This is a genomic window from Gracilibacillus salitolerans, assembly GCF_009650095.1.
Taxonomy (GTDB): Bacteria; Bacillota; Bacilli; order Bacillales; family Amphibacillaceae; genus Gracilibacillus; species Gracilibacillus salitolerans.
This window is the reverse complement of the sequence record NZ_CP045915.1, coordinates 3,754,019-3,773,776: the sequence shown is the minus strand read 5'-3', so window position 1 is coordinate 3,773,776 and position 19,758 is coordinate 3,754,019. Positions and strand designations below refer to the sequence as shown.

General features: G+C 35.8%; 18 protein-coding genes and 1 riboswitch. Of the genes, 8 read left to right on the top strand and 10 right to left on the bottom strand.

What is annotated here, in order from left to right; genetic code table 11:
• The first annotated feature begins 7 nt into the window (after nt 1-7).
• Nucleotides 8-105, top strand: a riboswitch (guanidine-I (ykkC/yxkD leader).
• Nucleotides 106-153: 48 nt separating this feature from the next.
• From GI584_RS18120 to GI584_RS18110, 3 genes are all read left to right on the top strand, one after another.
• Nucleotides 154-486 carry a DMT family transporter gene (locus tag GI584_RS18120; protein ID WP_100359379.1) on the top strand — a complete coding sequence of 111 codons (333 nt, stop codon included), beginning with the start codon at nt 154-156 and terminating at the stop codon, nt 484-486.
• Between the two features lie 3 nt (nt 487-489).
• Nucleotides 490-804, top strand: a complete 315-nt coding sequence (locus tag GI584_RS18115; RefSeq protein WP_100359380.1) for a DMT family transporter — start codon at nt 490-492, stop codon at nt 802-804.
• A 100-nt stretch (nt 805-904) separates the two neighbouring features.
• Nucleotides 905-1,276, top strand: a complete 372-nt coding sequence (locus GI584_RS18110) for a hypothetical protein (protein ID WP_153792097.1) — start codon at nt 905-907, stop codon at nt 1,274-1,276.
• Nucleotides 1,277-1,398: 122 nt separating this feature from the next.
• On the opposite strand, the gene GI584_RS18105 is transcribed toward GI584_RS18110, so the two are convergent.
• The 3 genes from GI584_RS18105 to GI584_RS18095 all read right to left on the bottom strand — a co-directional run bounded on the left by GI584_RS18105 (nt 1,399) and on the right by GI584_RS18095 (nt 7,608).
• Entirely contained in the window at nt 1,399-2,550 is a 1,152-nt protein-coding gene (locus GI584_RS18105) for a TIGR04053 family radical SAM/SPASM domain-containing protein (RefSeq protein ID WP_153792096.1), read from the bottom strand.
• 117 nt (nt 2,551-2,667) lie between these two features.
• The gene (gene trhA, locus GI584_RS18100; RefSeq protein WP_153792095.1) at nt 2,668-3,315 is read right to left on the bottom strand and encodes a PAQR family membrane homeostasis protein TrhA; all 648 of its coding nucleotides are present in this window, start codon (nt 3,313-3,315) and stop codon (nt 2,668-2,670) included.
• A 399-nt stretch (nt 3,316-3,714) separates the two neighbouring features.
• Nucleotides 3,715-7,608 (bottom strand): glycosyl hydrolase, encoded by a 3,894-nt coding sequence (locus tag GI584_RS18095; protein WP_153792094.1) that lies wholly within the window; start codon nt 7,606-7,608, stop codon nt 3,715-3,717.
• Nucleotides 7,609-8,054: 446 nt separating this feature from the next.
• On the opposite strand from GI584_RS18095, the gene GI584_RS18090 reads away from it, so the two are divergent.
• Nucleotides 8,055-8,972 carry an LCP family glycopolymer transferase gene (locus tag GI584_RS18090; protein ID WP_153792093.1) on the top strand — a complete coding sequence of 306 codons (918 nt, stop codon included), beginning with the start codon at nt 8,055-8,057 and terminating at the stop codon, nt 8,970-8,972.
• Between the two features lie 166 nt (nt 8,973-9,138).
• Here the strand turns inward: GI584_RS18090 and GI584_RS18085 are convergent, their stop codons facing one another.
• The 5 genes from GI584_RS18085 to ric form a co-directional block, all read right to left on the bottom strand.
• The gene (locus GI584_RS18085; protein ID WP_100359397.1) at nt 9,139-9,678 is read right to left on the bottom strand and encodes an NUDIX hydrolase; all 540 of its coding nucleotides are present in this window, start codon (nt 9,676-9,678) and stop codon (nt 9,139-9,141) included.
• Between the two features lie 10 nt (nt 9,679-9,688).
• Nucleotides 9,689-10,171, bottom strand: a complete 483-nt coding sequence (locus tag GI584_RS18080) for a DUF1189 family protein (RefSeq protein WP_100359398.1) — start codon at nt 10,169-10,171, stop codon at nt 9,689-9,691.
• Between the two features lie 20 nt (nt 10,172-10,191).
• Entirely contained in the window at nt 10,192-10,653 is a 462-nt protein-coding gene (locus GI584_RS18075; RefSeq protein ID WP_153792092.1) for a flavin reductase family protein, read from the bottom strand.
• Between the two features lie 215 nt (nt 10,654-10,868).
• The gene (locus GI584_RS18070; RefSeq protein WP_100359400.1) at nt 10,869-11,168 is read right to left on the bottom strand and encodes a HesB/YadR/YfhF family protein; all 300 of its coding nucleotides are present in this window, start codon (nt 11,166-11,168) and stop codon (nt 10,869-10,871) included.
• 339 nt (nt 11,169-11,507) lie between these two features.
• Nucleotides 11,508-12,209, bottom strand: a complete 702-nt coding sequence (ric, locus tag GI584_RS18065) for an iron-sulfur cluster repair di-iron protein (RefSeq protein WP_153792091.1) — start codon at nt 12,207-12,209, stop codon at nt 11,508-11,510.
• Between the two features lie 206 nt (nt 12,210-12,415).
• Here ric and GI584_RS18060 point away from each other — a divergent pair, with 206 nt between their 5' ends.
• Complete coding sequence (locus tag GI584_RS18060; protein WP_100359402.1) at nt 12,416-12,970, top strand: hypothetical protein; 555 nt, start codon at nt 12,416-12,418, stop codon at nt 12,968-12,970.
• 158 nt (nt 12,971-13,128) lie between these two features.
• On the opposite strand, the gene GI584_RS18055 is transcribed toward GI584_RS18060, so the two are convergent.
• A complete protein-coding gene (locus tag GI584_RS18055; RefSeq protein ID WP_153792090.1) occupies nt 13,129-13,488 on the bottom strand; it encodes a response regulator in 360 nt (119 codons plus the stop codon).
• A 175-nt stretch (nt 13,489-13,663) separates the two neighbouring features.
• On the bottom strand, nt 13,664-14,566 hold the full coding sequence (locus GI584_RS18050; protein WP_153792089.1) for an ArsR/SmtB family transcription factor: 903 nt from the start codon (nt 14,564-14,566) through the stop codon (nt 13,664-13,666).
• 212 nt (nt 14,567-14,778) lie between these two features.
• Here GI584_RS18050 and GI584_RS18045 point away from each other — a divergent pair, with 212 nt between their 5' ends.
• The 3 genes from GI584_RS18045 (at nt 14,779) to GI584_RS18035 (ending at nt 19,661) form a co-directional block, all read left to right on the top strand.
• Entirely contained in the window at nt 14,779-16,089 is a 1,311-nt protein-coding gene (locus GI584_RS18045) for a hemolysin family protein (protein ID WP_100359405.1), read from the top strand.
• Nucleotides 16,090-16,091: 2 nt separating this feature from the next.
• Nucleotides 16,092-18,722, top strand: coding sequence for a cation-translocating P-type ATPase (locus GI584_RS18040; protein ID WP_153792088.1), 2,631 nt, complete (start codon nt 16,092-16,094; stop codon nt 18,720-18,722).
• A gap of 219 nt (nt 18,723-18,941) precedes the next feature.
• The gene (locus tag GI584_RS18035; protein ID WP_100359407.1) at nt 18,942-19,661 is read left to right on the top strand and encodes an SDR family oxidoreductase; all 720 of its coding nucleotides are present in this window, start codon (nt 18,942-18,944) and stop codon (nt 19,659-19,661) included.
• Nucleotides 19,662-19,758 lie beyond the last annotated feature (97 nt).

The following is a 19,758-nucleotide window of genomic DNA, read 5'->3' as shown; positions in this document are numbered from 1 at the left end:
GAATATGGTAATTGTTTTCTAGGGTTCCGCAACGGAAAGTTGGGCTGGTCCGAGAGAAAACACACAGTAACTACTGTGACACGGAAGGACAAAAGCCTGGGAGATTCATTCTCTCAGGCTTTTTTATGGTAATAAAGATAAGGAGGAATTTTTTTGATAAAGGAATGGTTAAAAATCATTATTGCTGCTGTTTTTGAAGTGTTATGGGTGGTTGGGCTAACTCATTCTAATCAAATATTAGAGTGGCTCGGTACGATTATCGCTATTATGATAAGTTTTTACTTTCTAATTATGGCTGGAGAAAAGATTGCGGTGGGAACGGTCTATGCTGTTTTTGTTGGTTTAGGTACTGCTGGTACAGTAGTGGCTGGTGTTTTCTTTTTTAATGAAGAAATAAGTATCGCCAAAATAGCACTGATACTTCTTTTATTAATAGGAATCATCGGCTTGAAATCGACATCCGAACCACCAAAGGAGGAAAATTAAATAATGGCTTGGATAATATTAATTATTGCGGGATTATTTGAAATGTTGGCAGTGTTGATGATGAATCAGTGGCACAGACAAAAATCGAAGCTGTCATTTAGCTTAATGATTGCAAGTTTTGCATTAAGTTTTTTGTTTTTGTCGATTGCTTTAGAATCCATTCCAATGAGCATGGGGTATGCGATTTGGACAGGTATTGGTGCAGCAGGCGGAGCTATTATTGGTATTATATTTTACAATGAATCTAAAAATGCCAAAAGGATTTTCTTCTTATCCTTAATTATATTGGCAGTTATCGGATTAAAATTACTAGGATGAATGTTTGATTCGACAAAATTAGATGAATTTCAGCAAAAAATATAGTTTAAAACTCCTATTTATGATATGGTTATTATGAATTTAAATCAGGAGGATGGATATGAGATTCAGTGAAATCGTAAAAAGTATTAACCATGCTACAGAGAATCTTGACTTAGTGACATCCAGACGTTATATAGAGGAAAACCTCGAATTATTAAAAGAAAAAAGACATTTATTAAACCATAATGCTCGGGAGATCTTGAGTTTTATGATCAAGCGTCAGGAGGCTGGCTATAGAAATTTGGACAAAAAAGAGTTAGCTTCGATTAGAACTGTCAATCTGTATGCTGAACAATTTGATGTTAGAGGGATTAAGTTAATCATAAAGGAAAAGCCGTATCTGTTTTTCGAAAAAGAAGCAATAAACTTTTTAACCGATGATGCGAAAGTAATATTAACCGGAATAGGTGTTGTGAAGAAAGAAGCCTGATAAGACTGAGCGAATAAATCGTTCAGTTTTTCTTTTTCAAAAATATATTTTGGCTGGGATCGCTGAGCGAATAGTAAAGGATAATAAAAATATCTTCATGAATAACACAAAACAAGGCAACTCTATGAGAAATTGCCTTGTTTATTCTTCTTACGCATCGCCCGAGGTATATAGACACAATACGGCTCGCTTTCTAAATAGTCACCAGTTGCAGCATAAGCTCGAGATCTAGAGCCACCACATACATGGCGAAACTCACATACTCCACATTTTCCCTTATACTGATCTGGATCACGTAATTGTTTTAAAATAGGTGATTCCCGATAGATTTCTGATAACGGTTGTAAACGGACATTTCCTACTTTGACAGGGAGTAGACCACTTGGATAGACATCTCCGATATGAGAAATGAAGATAAAACCATTTCCGTCATTGACACCTTTAGGCGCACGGCCTAACCCATCTACTGTACCTGTTGCACCTTCTGATAAAACATTCTGAAATGCGATATCGTCTTTTCCGATTTTTTGTTCTCTTGCCTTTTGCTGAAGAACAACACGGCGATAATGTTGAGCAGCAGTTGTTTTAATATCAAAACTTACAGTCTTCGATACTTGGTATAACCAGCGGAATACTTTTTCATGATCGGCTGGTGAAATCATATCTTTATCCTGCCCCCGACCGACTGGAACAAGGAAAAATACACTCCATAACACGACATTTAATTTTTCCATTAATTCTTTCATTTCTTCTAAGTAATCAATGTTATATTTTGATATGACGGTATTAATTTGCAATGGCATTCCAAGCTCATGTAAATAGTTAATTGCTTCAATCGTACGGTCAAAAGAGCCAGCTGTACCGCGGAAGAAATCATGAATCTCTTTGTTCGGACCATCAATACTGAATGCCCACCGCGATAAGCCAACATCTTTCGCTTTTTTCATCACTTCTTTCGTTACATTAGGGGTAGCAGATGGTGTCATGGAGACGCGAACCCCTTTTTCAACAGCATATTGGACAATATCCAGTAAATCCTCACGTTCCAGTGGGTCACCTCCCGTAAATACGAGAAGCGGGTTATTCATAGACTGGATTTGATCAATTAAATGCTTTGCTTCATCAAAATTTAATTCGCGGGGATCACGGTGATATTGTGCATCAGCTCTGCAGTGAAGGCATTTCAATGCACAAGCGCGAGTAACTTCCCATATAACAATAAAAGGATCTTTATGATAATCTCTAGGTTTAAAAAAAGGTGATTGCTGAGTCAATATAGTACCTCCTTTAAAAGGTGTTAACTATATTGTATCGCTCCTATTATTTATATGATGTGATGAAATGCACACATCTAGATAAAAAAAGCACCGTTATCCGGAGCTTCTTTAGAATTATTTAATTGGTAATACATATAACAAAACAGCGAAAAAGTGAGTAATTGATCCTGCTAAAACAAACAAGTGCCATAAAGCATGGTGGTAATTAAACCCACGCCATACATAAAAGACAGCACCAACTGTATATAATACACCACCGATGACTAGAAGCAACATACCGTTGGGATGCATGTTATCGACAAGTGGTTTCCATGCAAAAATAATCAACCATCCCATTAACACATATAGTATGGTGGAAAAGAATAAAAACTTTTTGACGAAAAAGGCTTTAAATATGGTTCCGCCAATGGCAAGTCCCCAAATAATACCGAATAATGTCCAGCCTTCCCATCCACGAATCACTACTAATAAAAAGGGGGTATAGGACCCAGCGATAAAGAAATAAATCGATGAATGGTCCAATATTTCAAACACATTTTTTGCTTTACCTTTTGGAAGACTATGCAACAGAGTTGAGGACGTGTAGAGAAGTACCATGGTAACACCAAATAAGGTAAAACTGACGATATGCGATACTGTGCCGTATAGTGATGAATAGACGATCAAAATAACTAAGCCGGCAATGCTTAATGCCATGCCGATTCCATGGGTAATGGAATTAGCAATTTCTTCTCTTACTGAAAATTCATGAGTAGAGCCCATTTTGACACGATCCTTCCATATTCAAAAAATTTCTGTTATTATTATCTGCCTTTTGCAATTGAAATGCAAGCATTCGGGGTTAGCCATAAAAAATCCGCACTTTTGGTTCTATAAGTAAAAGTAATCAACTGATAGAAGTGTTCTAAAGGACGGGAGGAGTGAAAATCGAGGTGTAAACGTCTGATAGAAGTGCTCTAAAGGACGCGAGATCAAAAATGAGGTGCAAACGTCCGATAGAATTGTTCCAAATGACGTGAGAAACCGAAATCAGGGTATAACTACAGTTAGAAATACTCTAATCAGCATAAATAGTCCAAAAACAATTTTATTTTTAAACTATCATGAAAAAGTTCGCCATAAGTAAGAACTTATGGCGAACCTGTGGATCATTTCATTTGTTTATTGCACTTTATTTCGTCTTGCCATCACAAATGCTACTATACCAGATAGTGTAAGTAGTAAACCAGCTAAAAGCCAATTGGCAGTATTAGTTGCGGTATCCGGTAAGGATTCACTTTGATTAGAATTAGATTCTGTGTTGTTAGTTCCTGAATTATTTTCTGATTCGTTCTTCTGATTTGTGCTGCTATCATCACTGCTTGGGGATTCATCAGATTCTTTATTCTTTGAATCTTGGTTATCTTGTTCAGTATCAGAAGATGGATCTTCCTCTGACTCTTCTGATTTCTCTTCTGTATACTCGAACACACCATAAATACTAAAATGTGTCAAATCTGTACTAGCGCTATTAGTTTCCTCGTCCCAAGAAACATCAAAGCGTTGATCTGTCGCCAGTTCACCATTTTCATCGACAAGTATTACTTGAAGTTTATTTGCATCAAACTTTTGATCATTATCTAACGTAAAAGAAATGGTTAACGGCTGTTCGAATTCAGTTATTTTCTGTTCTCCTGCGAATAATTGAAAATCAAACAGATCGCTTAACACATCATTTCGTTTTTCTTTCATTTCATCTGAGACTGAATTAAAAACAAAGGTGATATTTTTATTATACGGTTGTAATAGTTGGACAGGAATAGTAACAGTTGTGTTTTTATAGTGTAATTGAATGGTAGCATCATCTTCTATTTGTTCGATTACTTCTTTTGTTATTTCTACTTTTTCTTTTGTTAAATCAAACAGATAGTGATTTTCTTCTTTAGTAAACATTTCTTTGTTGTCAATAGTATCGTTATCTTCTGCTGGTTCAGGATCAGGAGTTTCGCTATCGTCTGTTAACAGGACATCATCAAGTAAAATAGTAGCAGTAGTATCTCCTGCAACTGGGATCAGCTCCAGACCAATTTCTCTTACATTGTCCAGATTTTCGATCGATGTCAAATCTAATAAAAGTGTTGTCACTTCACCGCTATTTAAGTCGATTACACCACCATCAGCCCAGGCCCAATTATCGCCAGTTTTTACAAAAAATTTAGCTTGTGCCTGTCCATCTGATAGGTGTACTTTAGCGCTCAAGATTTCTGAATCAGCTAAGTCTGTAATGCTTGTAGTAGAAAGGGTAATACTTTGATCAGATGTTAAATCTAAAGTTGTTTTTAAACTAGAACCGTTGATACCATTCTCTACAATGGAAGGTTCTTCTGCGTTCCCAGAAGTAATATTCCAGGCTACTTCACCATCTTCAAAATCGAATAATACTGGATCTCGTTCTTCCTCAGCTGGTTTTTCCTCTGCATTAGGTACTTCAGGCTGTGCTTCATCATACACTGCACGCATATCATCAAAGTAAAGGGTTCCTTCTCCTTCATCACCACCTGTGTAAATAGCAAATTGTGTGACGTTTTTCAATTTTCCTTTATCAACTATAACACCAGGTTTATTTTCCCAAGAAGCAGGTGCGAATTCGGTAAAAGGTATAGTGACGATTCCTTCAGAAGGCTCATCTAAATCATGGTATGCTTCAAAACTTACGCCACCAATTTGGATTTGAATCGTTAGATCATTCGGATAGCTATCATGTTGTAACCAGAATTGGAAAGCATTTGTTTCTGACCAGTCCGCATTAGCTAAAGGAGTCTGACGACCGGCATAGCCCATTCCGGCAATCGTAAAGTTATACGCTAGACCATATTCCCCTTCCTTTTTGTTTTCAGAGGAATGATGAAGTGTTACTTTATCCCCATTGCTGGAAAACGCATTATCTAATAAACTATCATCTCCTAAGTAGCCTTCAAAATCATCCACTAACAATGGATCAGCAGGTGTTTCAATATAGGCATTGTTTAGTTTAATATTATCGATATAGATTGCGTCTGTTAGGTTAAGTTGATTACCTACTAACGATAGCGCTATCGTTCTTGCTTCTGTTGTATCGCCTATGTTAATGGTTGTGTGATATTTTTTGAATGTCTCTCCATTGATGTTTACTTCGTCTAGAACGGAAATGTCTTCGGATGTTTCATTCATACCATATTTGTTTTCCCAATCATCAGGAAGCATGGCTACCGCTTGGATTGATCCGTCACCAACAGAAGTAGGAAGTAAAGCTTCTAATTCAATCTGGTTGATATCCTGCAAATCATCTGCTGTTAGATCTGTTAATTCTAACTTTAACTCCTGCCATGTTTCACTAGTATCCATGCCTTCAATTTGGAATTTTAATTTACCATCATCTTCTAAAGTTGCATGCTCAAATGAGAGCGTGTTCGTTTCTGGATGAGTTCCGTTTGTTTTAATTCCATCAATATTGTCATCAAAAGTATATATTTTCGATGGTAAACGATCTGCTTTTACAAACACTTTGACCGTATCTTCGTAAATGCTTCCGTCTTGATGAATGACTTTAAATGTAAGATTGGTGGCTGTTCCATTCTTATCTGCAGTTGGTATCCAGTCAGCTACATAATAATTGCTGTCTGAATCAAAGGTGAGAGAATGTTCTTGATCAGAACCTTCTACCGTATAAGTAACTTGTTGTGGGTTGTCATGGAGTACGCGTACTCGAAGCTTTGTCGAACTATCTGTAATGGTTGTGCCAGAAACAGGGGATGCAATATGTGCTATTGGTTTTTCAGGTGCAACGGACTTATTCTTATGCGTTTCTGTATAGATGGTTCCTTGAACATCTTCACGAAAAGCGGAATATGCATCATCTTTAAATGCTTGGAAGTCAGGTAATAATTCATGATCACCGCCTAAATCACCATGAATATCTTTATATGGTACAAACATATTATTCGGCCAGCCGAAATTAGCCCATGTTTGCATGTACGCAATTTTACTTGCTTTCGAATCATTTTTAATTGCATTTAAAACACGTGTATACCAATCTAGTGTATTGCCTGTTTCATTAATACCAGAAGCACTATAGCCGTATTCTGTTAAGGCTGCGATTTTGCCACGTTCTTCTGCTAGATCGACTAACATTGCTAAATCTTCAACTAGTCCATTTAACCAGTTTTCAGATCCTGCATTGCTTTTATCGTCATAGTTATCGATACCCAAAATGTCGACATACTCATCACCTGGATATGTTTCTAAATAACGTTCCATGTCACCTGCAGGACCAGCGCCTGGTGAAAATGCATATAAAAAGTTATGAACTCCTCTTTTATCTCTTAAATATTCCACCGTATAACGGAAAAGAGCTTTATATTCTTCCGGTGTTGTTTGATGTGCTCCCCACCAGAACCAACCACCTGTTTGTTCATGGAATGGTCGGAAGATAATCGGAATCGCGTTACCACTCTCATCTTTCACCGAATGAGCAAGCTCTGCAATGTTATCTAACCATGTGTTGAAATCATCATTATAAGACCCCCCTGGCAAAATATTTGGAACGGTATTCCCAGATGTATCATTGTATCGTCCACCTGTTGCAAAGTTTTTAGGGTGCATGCTTAGAGCAATAACACCACCAAGTTCGTGTGCTTTTTCCATTGATGCTGCCAAATTTTGAATACTTTGCTCGACATCGCCTTCTACACCAGGTTTTTCATCGCCATCAATACTTAACGTATCCCAACCAAAAATAGCAGGATAATCTCCCACAGAATGTAGAATTTCTGATTGTTCAGATGCAGTACGGGGGGGATCATTTGTTAATGTTAAGCCTTCATCAATAGCATGCTGTTGACCAAAAAGAACATGCTCTCCACTAATATTTTGAAAATAAGAGAATAATGCCTTCGTCTGATCATTTACTTGGGGATCTACTAGATTGAGTGATTGTTCATTTGCAGAAAGTCCTACTACCATTTTTGTATGTGGTAGAATCGAAAAAATAAGTGTAAACGTTATCAAGATATAAGCTGTCTTTTTTATAGTATTCATGTTTCTCCTCCTTAAAAGTTAGCTAACGTTTTCATGATAAAATAATCACCTCCCCAAAAAGAAAACGCTATCTTAATAATATTATATATAAATTAAGTTAATTGTAAAGTAATTAAATGTATAAAAATAAGTCATCGATATAGTGACGATAAAAACATTCATATGTTAGATTTATTGGGATTTTTATTTGAGGTTAAGGGTGTTTAATTTTGATAAAAAGGATGTTATACAACTAAAATACACCTTCAAGATAATTTTTGTGATTAAACGTTTAGGTTACAGTTGTTTAATTCATAATGGCCTAAGAGTTACTAAGTTTTTAATAAATTTATACAAAAAATGAGATATATTGTAAAAAAATCAAGAAGTAGTTTCCTTTTCTTAGTCTAATTGTGCTATAATGATGGAAGATTATTTAGAAAATTATGATAGGATGTTGATTGAGAGTGGAAACAAGATCAAATCGAAGAAAATCAAAAAAATGGTGGATATTAACACCACTTATTATTTTACTGGTTATGATTCTAGCTGTTGGTGGTTACATATGGTCGATTGTGAATAATGTGGAGGATACATTCAATACCAAAATGCATGATCCGATAGAATCAATAGATACGGAAAAAGTAAAAGAGAAAACAGACAATGCTGAACCTTTAAATATATTGTTGTTAGGTGTGGATCAGCGTGGTGATGATGCCGGACGCTCAGATGCGTTAATGGTATTATCATTAAAACCGGAAAATGATGAGATGCAGTTAATTAGTATTCCACGAGATACTCGTACATTGATCGTTGGCAGAGGTAATGAGGACAAAATAAATCATGCCTATGCATTTGGTGGTCCAGATATGGCTGTACAAACCGTTAAAAACTTTCTAGATATTGATATTGATTATTTTGTTCGTATCAATATGGAAGGCTTAGAAGAGCTGGTAGATGAGTTGGGAACAATTACTGTAAATAATGAGATAGAATGGAATGACAGCAAGTACCAGTTTACGGAAGGTCCAGTAGAAATGAATGGAGAAAAGACGCTTGCGTATGTGAGAATGAGAAAGCAGGATCCGGCTGGTGACTTTGGAAGAACAGATCGTCAACGAAAAGTAATCCAAGCGATTATTAATGAAGGTGCCAGCGTAGCAAATGTCACAAAAGTGGACGAGTTAATCGATATTATGGGTAATAATATGTCCACAAGTCTTGACTTTAATGCAGTGAAGTCATTACTTAATGGGTATACCGATACAAGAAAAAATGTAACAAGCTATCAAATGCAAGGCTCAGGAACAAAGATTGACGGTATTTATTATTATATTGTTCCAGATGAAGAAGTAGCCAAAGTAAGGGATATGATCAATAGCTAAAGCCTAATGGGCTTTAGCTTTTTTAAATTTCTTGATTTTGGCGGGCTGAAGGAGGAGTTTCTATAAGAACAAACCTTATGGACAGTAGAAATGAATAAACGAAAAAAAGTGTCCGCAAGAATACAACAGTTCTTCCGGGCACTTTCTTGAATTAAAGTTTCATTAGTTAATTGAAAGTCATACTTAAATATTTCGCCCAGCAAGCTAGACCGGCACCATGGCGAAAAGTACCTTGTTCTACTAGTTTGCAAAAATCTTCTATGCTAACTACTTCTACCTCAATATTCTCCAACTCATCTAAGAATTGATCAGCTACTTTTGTTGCCTTTGAAGCCAGGTACAGGTGAATTTTTTCGGTTGTGGATCCAGGAGATGGATAGAAATAATCGAGAGATTGCCATTCTTCGGCCTGATATCCTGTTTCTTCTAATAATTCCCGTTTTGCTGCTTGAAGAGGTTCTTCGTCTTCTTCGATCATGCCGGCAGGAAATTCAAGTTCCGTGGAGTGTAATGGATGGCGGTATTGTTTTAACATGACCACTTTATTATCGTCTGTGATAGCCAAAATGCAGACACCATCATGAAACTCTATATACGAAAAATTCTGTGTTTGCTCATTTGCAAGTAATACTTCATCAATCGTTATTTTAAATCGATCTATCTGTGTTGTTGAACTATGATTTATTTTCCATTCACTATTTGCCAATGATACTCCCTCACTTTCTATTTTTCGGGTAAATCGAAATCATCTGATACATGAGTATATATAACAACACTAAACCAACCAAGAAAGCAATGGAAGTTGGTAATGGCGTGAAAAATAACAGGTGATATATTATTAAGGGCCAAAGTAACGCAAAGGAAGTCATTTTCCATAATTGCTGATATGCTAATTTTCGTTGCAGAAAGCTTTTAAGTATCCATGAACCGATTGCTAATATAGAAATACCTGTAACAACTACAAACAACATAAAGAAGGGATAAAAGACAATAATTTGCAGTAAAAATTGACTAAATGAAATGTGAGATTGGCCTTGTTCAAAGTTTGCTATCATTAAAATGATATTCGGTAAGAAGCTGATAAAGAATAATAGAAAAAGATAAACGAGTGTATCTCTCATGCTTATTCGATTCAACCAAAACATCGCTTCTTTTTTAGGTAATATTGCACTTTTTCGTAAGATTGCAAGAGTTGCCATGACCTTCCTCCGTACCTTCTCTATTCATCAGAGATTCTTTTATATTCACTGTTGTAATAAAGAATTGGTTTACCTTCGTCTAATTTGATTTCATCTACTTCGGCGATAATCAGTAGGTGATCACCTGCTTCCACTGTATTAACCGTAGTACAGGCCAATGTAGAGAGTGCATTATCAATGACTGGTATGCCATCTAATGTTGTAAAATCTTTATATTCCTTTTCTGTTTGTTTAGCAAAAATCATAGATATTTCTTGTTGTTCTTCACGTAGGATACTAACACCAAAACGTTTTATTTTATCGGCATTTTTGTAAAAATTCGTTTTGGAATCTAGTGAAATAGTGATTAACTGTGGATCTAGAGAAACAGACATAAACGCATTGACAGTCATTCCTTGTATATCATTATCAAATTCCGAAGTGACAACAGTAATTCCTGTTGCAAATTTGCTCATCGCTTTGCGGAAATCTTGTTTGCTCATCAGCTAGAGCCTCCTTTATAGATAGATCATACTTTAAGACTTATTATATTTATTATTCTATTAAGTTCACTTTTATTACGGCGCTAATTGTCAGTGAAGAACATCCATTGATGGAAGTCTCCCTTTATTTTAACATAATTTCTTCATATTTCGTTGTAATTACGTTTAAGAGGAAGATTTAGATAAAGAAAAAGAGTGAGGGATTCCTCACTCTTTTACTGAATTTCTTCATAATCATATGCAACTTCATCTAGCTCTTCATCATATTTGACTATTAAGTTATAACCTTCAAAATACCATGCATCCGTAGCATCAATAAAAAATGTAATACCATTTTTTTCTGTTATTGTAATCGTATCTTCCAATGGTTCATTTAGTGCAAAAGCTAGTGAAAAACCTTCATGTATCGGGCTATAGCCACCATACTTAGCTTGAAATTTAATTGTATCTCCATCGCTTATCTCTACGTCATCTTTAAACCATTGTAATGCTTGATCTGATACTTTGATTTCCATGCGTATGCACTCCTTTAATTACACAAAAATAACTCTCTATAAACTATTCCCATTATTTATCTTTCTTACACTATATTAGCATAAACCAACAAAACAATTTGGAAATATTTCCTTAGGAATTGTCGGAAATATGTAAAAGAGTCTGGGACAAAACATAACTAATATAGTGAAAAATGGATCGATTACTGCTCTTCCTTGGATATATGCCTTTATCCAAGGAAGAAGGATACTTTTCCAAGGAACAGAAACGCTTATCCAAGGAACAAAAACACGAGCATCAATCTTGATGTTCGTGTTTTGTCATGAAACAAGTACTTCTGTCCCAGCCCCTTACTTACCTTAAGAAATGGACTTAAAGAGAATATTGTTTTCCAAGTGTATATGCTGATACGTGTTTTGTTCTAACTCTGCTAGTCTTGCATAGGTGATCCGGTATGAGTTACATGCGCCTTCTGGCAATGTATAATCATTGGTTATTTCATTCATTTGTTGAATAATTTCACCAACAAATTCGTGATCATCGATCATTGTATTATTCAATTGAAAAATGTGCTCTTTTAATGCTTCATTAGGCTCTTCTTCGTATTTTTCAAACAAAGGGAATAAATCACGTTCTTCTTCAATCATATGACCTTCCATTTCCATTTTGAACTGATGAAATAGTTTATATAAGTCTTCTAGGTGTGGATGATTTGGACCATGTACTCGGTATATTTTAGTAACAAATTGACTGAGTGGTGTTAATTCTTCATGTAAATAGTGATGATGATGTTGCATAATATAGTCAACCAATTCTGAAGGAGACACATTATCCCAATTGATTTCCTTATTTCCGGCTTCTATCCATGCTTGGAAGGATTCATTGATTAATCCGATAAGTTGTTGACCATCAACACGTCTTTTTTTCTTATCGAGAATAGATTGAAGAGGTTGGTCACCACCGCAACAAAAATCAATTTTTTCCTTCTTGAAAAAATCACTGGCTTTCGGGTATATTTTGACAATATCTGCAGGTGTATCTGTTAATTGGAATTCTCTCATGATATTGATCCTCCTTTACTTGTATTACTAATACTGTAACAAAAGGAAAAGAAGTTATTTGTGATGTAAATCACATTTATCCAAAATTTTAATCAATTGTGAACATGGTTCTCTTCAAAGTTTCACTTTATTCTGATTTTTGTTATACTAATGAAAGCAAATTCTTGAGGAAATGTATCGGCTATGAAATTAAAGGTGGTGTAAAGATGGCAGTGCAATATACGAACTTTCGTGGAGATGAGTACTATTTACATGTAAGAAAAACAAATAAAGGTAATCCAACTTATTATTTTAAAAAAGATGATCCTGATACTTCGGTTGATAGCATACCTGAAGGTTATGAAATATATGAACATCCCAATGGAAGAGTGTTTCTAACGAAAAAGTCAAGACGGAAAATAACCGATGAAGAAGTGCAGTTAATTAAGGAGAGTATGGAAATCAATAGCCCAATCAAGGATTATAAGTTAGATATCAGACAAAAAAGCATCTATTTGTATACGTACGAAAATCCAGTCCCGTTTGACGAAAATCCTGTAATTGTTGAGGCGTTGTCTGATCCAAAATATAAAACATATGATGCACAGTTTTGTTTTACATTGCTAGATAAAAATACGAGAGCATTTCAAGTAGAGCGCAAATCTTATACTGGTGAAAAAGATGATCAGTGGCTCTTTTTAGAAGAATCGACCGACTTAAAAGGATTAGTGGATAAATATGTGCAGCATCTAGGACAAGAAAGCTATTACGAATTATTTTAATATGAAAGCTTGGCAAACAATGCCAAGCTTTTTTTTTACTGAAATTAAGAATAGAATGATAGACGATACATAAACTATGCAATAACATTCGCATAGCTTTGTTTTCTTCATTCTTTCCATAGGGAGAGCTGGAGTATCACTTCGGCAGAATAGGTTTTCTAATCAAAAATATTATCCATAATTTGTATCAATTTATTAAAGTGTGGTTTGATGATAAAGTCCTTGGCTCCATAATGTAATGCTCTTGTTACGTTATCATGAGTGGCGAGGGATGAGGCAATGATAACATTGGCATTTGGATCTAATTCTATAATTTTCTTTAAGGCATCTAAGCCGTTTGATTTTGGCATAACAATATCTAAAATGATAATATCCGGTTTGTGTTGTTGATATGCTCTGACTGATTCTAATCCAGTGGAAGCTTCAGCAACTAATTGATAATTGTGTTTTTCAATTTTTTGTTTAAGCCAATGTCTCATAAACCGCGAATCATCTGCAATGATAACTGTTTTTTTCATAGCTGTTCCCTCATTTTCTAAATCATTTCAGAATTCGACATTCTTCTACTTTTATTTTAAATGAAGTATTACAATATGTGAAGTTGTTTTTTATACCAAAAGTTGCATATTACTTTAGCCTGAAAGCAAAAAAAACGTTTCAATAAAATAATTATTGAAACGAATTTTTCCCAATTTAAATATAATATAATTTAAAATTAATATCTTGATCATGGTTTCCGAATTCTCTTCCGAATAGTGTAACACCACCGACATGTTCAGCATCTTCTTTTACTTCCACTCTGAATTTCCATCCGTCTACAGTAGTATTTAAATCATTAATAGTTACATCTGACATAGGCTCTCCATCCATATAGGTACCATGTGATGTAATACGAACCGTTTTTAATAATCCGTATTGATTAATGTTATGAGGCCACCAGTCTGGAGTATATTTACCTCTGGTATCCGCAAAATCACCAGGACTTTGCCATATACCTAATTCAATATTGTTTAAAGTAAATGTAATGTCAGAAGGCCAGATTTCGTTTGAGAACGGAAACTCCGATGATATTTCAAAGCTGATATCCATCTGTTGTAATTCATCTTCTTCTTGCAAAAAGTTAGGGGTTTTATATTCAATAAAACCCTGTGTAAACCATAATATTCGTGCATCCATTCGCTTAGGATCCATAAAATATTTCGTTTGATCTACTGGGCCAACAAAGTCTTTACTAGTAGCTAGTCCACATGTAGGTACCACCTGATAGTCAGTGTAATGACCAACAGGTACCGAAGTTTCATATGTAGCAAATGAATGATAGATTTTTTTTGGGAAGTTGACTTCGATATGGTCAATTTTTAGTATGGAGATTCGTTGTAACCCTGATTTTCCCGGTATCTTTTCTGTTCGAATAATACCAGCTTTTTCTAATTTTTCGATATGTTTTGTAACAATCGGGCTACTGATCCCTAAAACATTGGACAGTTCCTTAATATTCATTTTGTTTTTGGATAATAATTGAATAATTTCTAACCTGACTTGGCTTGCTAATGCTTCATATACCGGTAAGGACGATTTATCTATTTCTAATTGCATACTTCTCACCAACTACTTTCTAAGTACTAATTAAATTATTTTTATTATCACATATTAAGAATAAATTTTCTAACATTTTCTATTATGCCATAGTCTGTAACAGGTTTCATCCTTATTTTACATTTTTATTCATTTATTATCGGGAAAAATTGTCTTGTTACAGTTTATTTTGGGTATAACAATGATAAGACTAGTAAAGAGAAGGTGGTATTTTGGTTTTATCTTTCATTATTCTTGTATTACTAATATTAATTAATGCATTTTTTGCAGCTTCTGAGATCTCATTAGTAGCTTTGAATGACAATAAAATAAAGAAAAGAGCGGAACAAGGTGATAAAAAGTCAGTGAAATTACAGGCCTTATTATTGGAACCAGGCCGTTTTCTAGCAACGATTCAAATTGGTATTACCCTAGCAGGATTTCTTGCCAGTGCGTTTGCAGCTGATCGTTTTGCACAGCCTTTAGCAGAATGGTTAGTGGCTGTCGGTGTACCAGTCGCATTATCATTACTGCAGACAATTGCTGTTATTATTATCACAATACTGCTTTCTTACTTTACATTGGTAATTGGAGAACTGGTACCGAAGCAATTAGCTTTGCAAAAAGCAGAAACAATTGCTTATAAAACGGTTAACCCATTGTCGATTTTATTTAAGATAAGTTTTCCGTTTGTCAAAATTTTGAATCTTTCGACCAACTTAATCGTAAAATTATTTGGAGTTGATCCTCATGCAAAACAAGAGGAGGCAAATGAAGAAGAAATAAGAATGTTGGTGGATATTGGCGGGGAACGAGGAACGATTGAAAATGACGAAAAACGGATGATTCATAACATATTTGAGTTTAATGATAAAACCGTTTCTGATATTATGACACACCGAACAGATATTACAGCTATTGATATCCATTCAAGTATCGACGAAATATTAGACGTGATCAATGATAAACGCTTTACTCGTTTTCCTGTTTATGAGGAGGATATTGATCATATTGTTGGTACTTTACATATGAAAGACATGTTTGCTTTTTTAAAAAAGAATGGTCAGACGTGGAATCATCTTTTGCGCAAACCTTATTATGTGATGGAGTCCCAGCCAATTGATGTCGCCTTTCGAGATATGAAAAAACATAATCTCCATATTGCAATGGTAGTCGATGAGTATGGTGGAATCGATGGCCTTATTACAATGGAAGATATAATTGAGGAAATTGTTGGGGAAATATTAAGCGAACATCATTTGCCTGGTGAAGACGAATCAAGCAGTGTAAAAAAGGTAAACACGAATCAATATGAAGTGGAGGGGACAACTCATCTCTATTTATTAGAGGAAGCCTTCCAAATCGAGTTGCCTTCTGAAGAATTCGAGACTGTGAATGGATTTATCGTTCATCAACTGGGGTACATTCCAAAGAATTCGGAGCGTCCAGCAATATCATACAAAAATTTAACGTTTGAAGCTGTAGAAATGTCCGATTATCGTATTGAGACAGTATTGATTACGATCGAATCAGGAGGAGATTAGTCTTGAGTAGTTATCAAAAAACGAAGAAAGAAGTTTTAGATAAATGGGAAGTAACGCAAACAGAAGGGTTAGCGAAGAATGAAGTGAATAACCGGCTCGAACAGGAAGGCTATAACGAAATAGCTGATAAAGAAAAAGTACCGACATGGAAGCTATTTTTAGAAACATTTAAAGATGCAATGGTCGTTGTACTCCTGGTGGCGGCAATCGTACAATTAGTACTGGGTGAATTAATTGAATCGATCATTATTTTTATCGTTATTTTGTTAAATTCGGTAATCAGTGTCGTTCAAACGAAGAAGGCGGAAAGCTCGTTGGATGCACTTCGAGATATGTCTGCGCCGGAAGCTAAAGTAATTCGTGATGGTACAAGTCAGACCATTATGGCACGCGAATTAGTTCCGGGTGATATTGTATTACTGGAAGCTGGGGATTACATACCAGCAGATGGTCGTCTATTGCAAGCAGAATCATTAAAAATAAATGAAGGGATGCTGACAGGGGAGTCCGATGCGGTAGAAAAAGTCACGGAACCAATACAAGAGGAAGTGTCGATTGGTGATCAGAAAAATATGGTGTTTTCTAGTTCATTAGTAGTTAATGGCCGCGGTACTTTCGTCGTGACAGCGACTGGTGAAAAAGCTGAAATTGGCAAAATTGCCGAAATGATTGAAACAGCGGAAGCAAAACAAACACCTTTGCAACGAAAGCTGGATTCCTTCAGTAAGAAATTAGGTATTGCGATTTTACTTATTTGTATTGTCATCTTTGCCGTACAAGTCGGCCGTATTTGGTTGGGGGATGCCGATGTTGATATGACAAAAGCAGTATTAGATGCTTTAATGTTTTCCGTTGCGATTGCAGTCGCAGCAATTCCTGAGGCCTTACAATCAATTGTGACGATTGTTTTATCTGTTGGCACTAATAAAATGGCAAAACAACATGCGATTATCCGCCGTTTACCAGCAGTAGAGACACTAGGTTCTACCAGTGTCATTTGTACCGACAAAACCGGAACACTAACCCAAAATCAAATGACAGTAACAGAAGCTTATTTGCCGGAAGTAGAGGATCCGTTTAGCAAGGAAAAATGGGTGAAGAGTGAACGGTTATTAATTCAGACGGCGGCGCTTTGTAATGATTCCTATATTAATGAAGATAACAATGAGATTGGGGATCCAACGGAAATTGCACTGATTCGGTTAGCAGATAAGCAAAAGCAGCCGTACAAAGAGTTACGAAATAGATATAAGCGAGAAGCAGAACTACCTTTTGACTCAGAACGGAAAATGATGTCGACAGTCTATACCATTGATGATGAACGATTGATGCTGATCAAAGGCGGACCAGATGTGATGTTAGACCGTGCAAGTACTATTTTAGTGAACGGTGAGGAACAAGAACTAACTTCGGAATGGCTCAACCAATTAGAGAATCAAAATGAGAGCTATTCCAAGCAAGCTTTGCGTGTATTAGCTTTTGCGTATAAAAAAGTCGAAGAAGATCATCAAATCACATTAGATGATGAACGAGACTTCACTTTAATAGGCTTTACAGCCATGATGGATCCACCACGAGATGCTGTCTACGGGTCAATTGATGAGGCGAAAAAAGCAGGCATTAAACCTGTCATGATCACCGGTGACCATAAAACAACCGCAGAAGCGATAGGTAAGGAAATCGGATTAATGGCAGAAAATGATTTGGCTGTAACCGGTAAAGAGTTAGATGATATGTCTGATGCAGAATTAGATGAGAAATTAGAAGATATTTCTGTTTATGCACGAGTTTCTCCTGAAAATAAAATCAGAATTGTCAAAGCTTGGCAACGTAAAAACCAAATAACTGCGATGACAGGTGATGGGGTCAATGATGCACCAGCGTTAAAACAAGCTGATATTGGAATTGGAATGGGAAGTGGCACCGATGTGGCAAAGGATTCTGCTGCAATGATTTTAACCGATGACAATTTTGTATCGATTGTTAAAGCGGTAAGTGTGGGGCGAACCGTATTTGATAATATCAAAAAGTCAATTGCCTATTTATTCGCTGGTAACTTAGGAGCGATTATTGCGATTCTATTTGCAGTAATTATGAATTGGGCCAATCCATTTACAGCTTTACAATTATTATTTATCAACCTTGTTAATGATTCCTTGCCCGCTATTGCGCTAGGGATGGAAAAATCAGAACCAAATGTTATGAAGCGTAAACCTCGAAAAATAGATGAGGGGATTTTCGCTGAAGGTACATTACGATCGGTCACTATTCGTGGTCTGTTAATTGGAGTGGCAGTTATCATTTCTCATTATATTGGGTTACAGCACTCAGAAGGAATGGGCGTAGCGATGGCTTTCACCACCCTGATTTTATCGAGAACATTACAAACCTTCCCAGCAAGATCGAATGTTCAAACAGCTTTCGGGGCAGGTTTTTTCAAAAATAAATATGTATTAGGGGCTGTCGTGATTGGATTTGTGTTATATTCAATTACGATCATGCCTTTCGCAAGAGAAGTGTTCCACATCCCGAGTGAATTTGGCTGGAATCAAGGATTGATCGCATTCGGATTAGCACTTGCAAGTGTTGTGTTGATGGAGGTTGTCAAGATTCTGAGAAACAAAAAGGAATAAACAGGGCTAACAGACAATTTCTATGTTTAGAAATTGTCTGTTTTTTTGTTTAAGAGCAAGAGAGTGCAGGGTGGTGAACAATATTATTAGTCTCGTCAGCAGCACGCAATATCTCGTGAACAATCCAGCCATATTCATTAGTTTTTTTCAAATCGAAGCGGAAATATGATAAAATAAAAAATGTAAGGGTTTACAAAAAATAAAAAATGAGGTGAAAGGATGAAAGTTTTAGTTACAGGAGCTAATAGAGGATTAGGCTTAGCATTGGTTCGTACTGGCCTAAAAAAAGGCAATATTATTTTTGCTGCTGTTCGCTCTGTAGCCGATAAACATATAAAAGAATTACAAAACTTAAAAGAATCTTATGAAGGACAACTTCGGATTATACATATGGACGTAACAAATGAAAAATCAGTAAAACAAGCTGCCGAAGCTGTTAAACTGACCGATCAATATTTAGATGTGATTATAAATAATGCAGCTATTTTAAATGAACGGGAGAAAACGATAGAAGAATTGGATATGAATGCAGTACTGCAAGCATTTGATGTGAATACGTTAGGGCCAATGAGAGTAGTGAAACATTTTTTACCTGTTTTGCGAATAGGACTAAGGCAACAAGTGGCAGAAACACAAGCTATTATTAATATCAGTTCGGAAGCAGGGAGTCTAACTAATGCATATAGTGGGGACTATCCATATGGTATGACAAAGGTAGCATTGAATATGCTAACTGAAAAATTAAGTGTATATTTGCAGGAAGAACCGGTCGATGTAATATCTGTCCATCCTGGATGGATGAAAACAGGTATGGGTGGCGACAAAGCACCAAAAGATCCAAGTGAGACAGCCGATAATATATACCGTCTCATAGAAAAAGGCTGGAAAATAAGTCAGTTTGCATTTATTGATGATGCTGGAAATTATATGGATATCTAATTTATTAATTTAATCCGCTTTTATCTGCAAACGTATACATTATGGTTAATGTTATGCTATAATGTGTGCGGATAAATTACAGAGAAAGGTGGATTTT

What these genes read in the sequence shown, in the direction of transcription:
- GI584_RS18080 (WP_100359398.1), bottom strand. Translation starts at nt 10,171, where the DNA reads ATGGCAACTCTTGCAATCTTACGAAAAAGTGCAATATTACCTAAAAAA.
- GI584_RS18035 (WP_100359407.1), top strand. Translation starts at nt 18,942, where the DNA reads ATGAAAGTTTTAGTTACAGGAGCTAATAGAGGATTAGGCTTAGCATTG.
- GI584_RS18050 (WP_153792089.1), bottom strand. Translation starts at nt 14,566, where the DNA reads ATGCAATTAGAAATAGATAAATCGTCCTTACCGGTATATGAAGCATTA.
- GI584_RS18095 (WP_153792094.1), bottom strand. Translation starts at nt 7,608, where the DNA reads ATGAATACTATAAAAAAGACAGCTTATATCTTGATAACGTTTACACTT.
- GI584_RS18070 (WP_100359400.1), bottom strand. Translation starts at nt 11,168, where the DNA reads ATGGAAATCAAAGTATCAGATCAAGCATTACAATGGTTTAAAGATGAC.
- GI584_RS18075 (WP_153792092.1), bottom strand. Translation starts at nt 10,653, where the DNA reads ATGAGCAAACAAGATTTCCGCAAAGCGATGAGCAAATTTGCAACAGGA.
- GI584_RS18115 (WP_100359380.1), top strand. Translation starts at nt 490, where the DNA reads ATGGCTTGGATAATATTAATTATTGCGGGATTATTTGAAATGTTGGCA.
- GI584_RS18060 (WP_100359402.1), top strand. Translation starts at nt 12,416, where the DNA reads ATGGCAGTGCAATATACGAACTTTCGTGGAGATGAGTACTATTTACAT.
- trhA (WP_153792095.1), bottom strand. Translation starts at nt 3,315, where the DNA reads ATGGGCTCTACTCATGAATTTTCAGTAAGAGAAGAAATTGCTAATTCC.
- GI584_RS18110 (WP_153792097.1), top strand. Translation starts at nt 905, where the DNA reads ATGAGATTCAGTGAAATCGTAAAAAGTATTAACCATGCTACAGAGAAT.
- GI584_RS18055 (WP_153792090.1), bottom strand. Translation starts at nt 13,488, where the DNA reads ATGAAAAAAACAGTTATCATTGCAGATGATTCGCGGTTTATGAGACAT.
- ric (WP_153792091.1), bottom strand. Translation starts at nt 12,209, where the DNA reads ATGAGAGAATTCCAATTAACAGATACACCTGCAGATATTGTCAAAATA.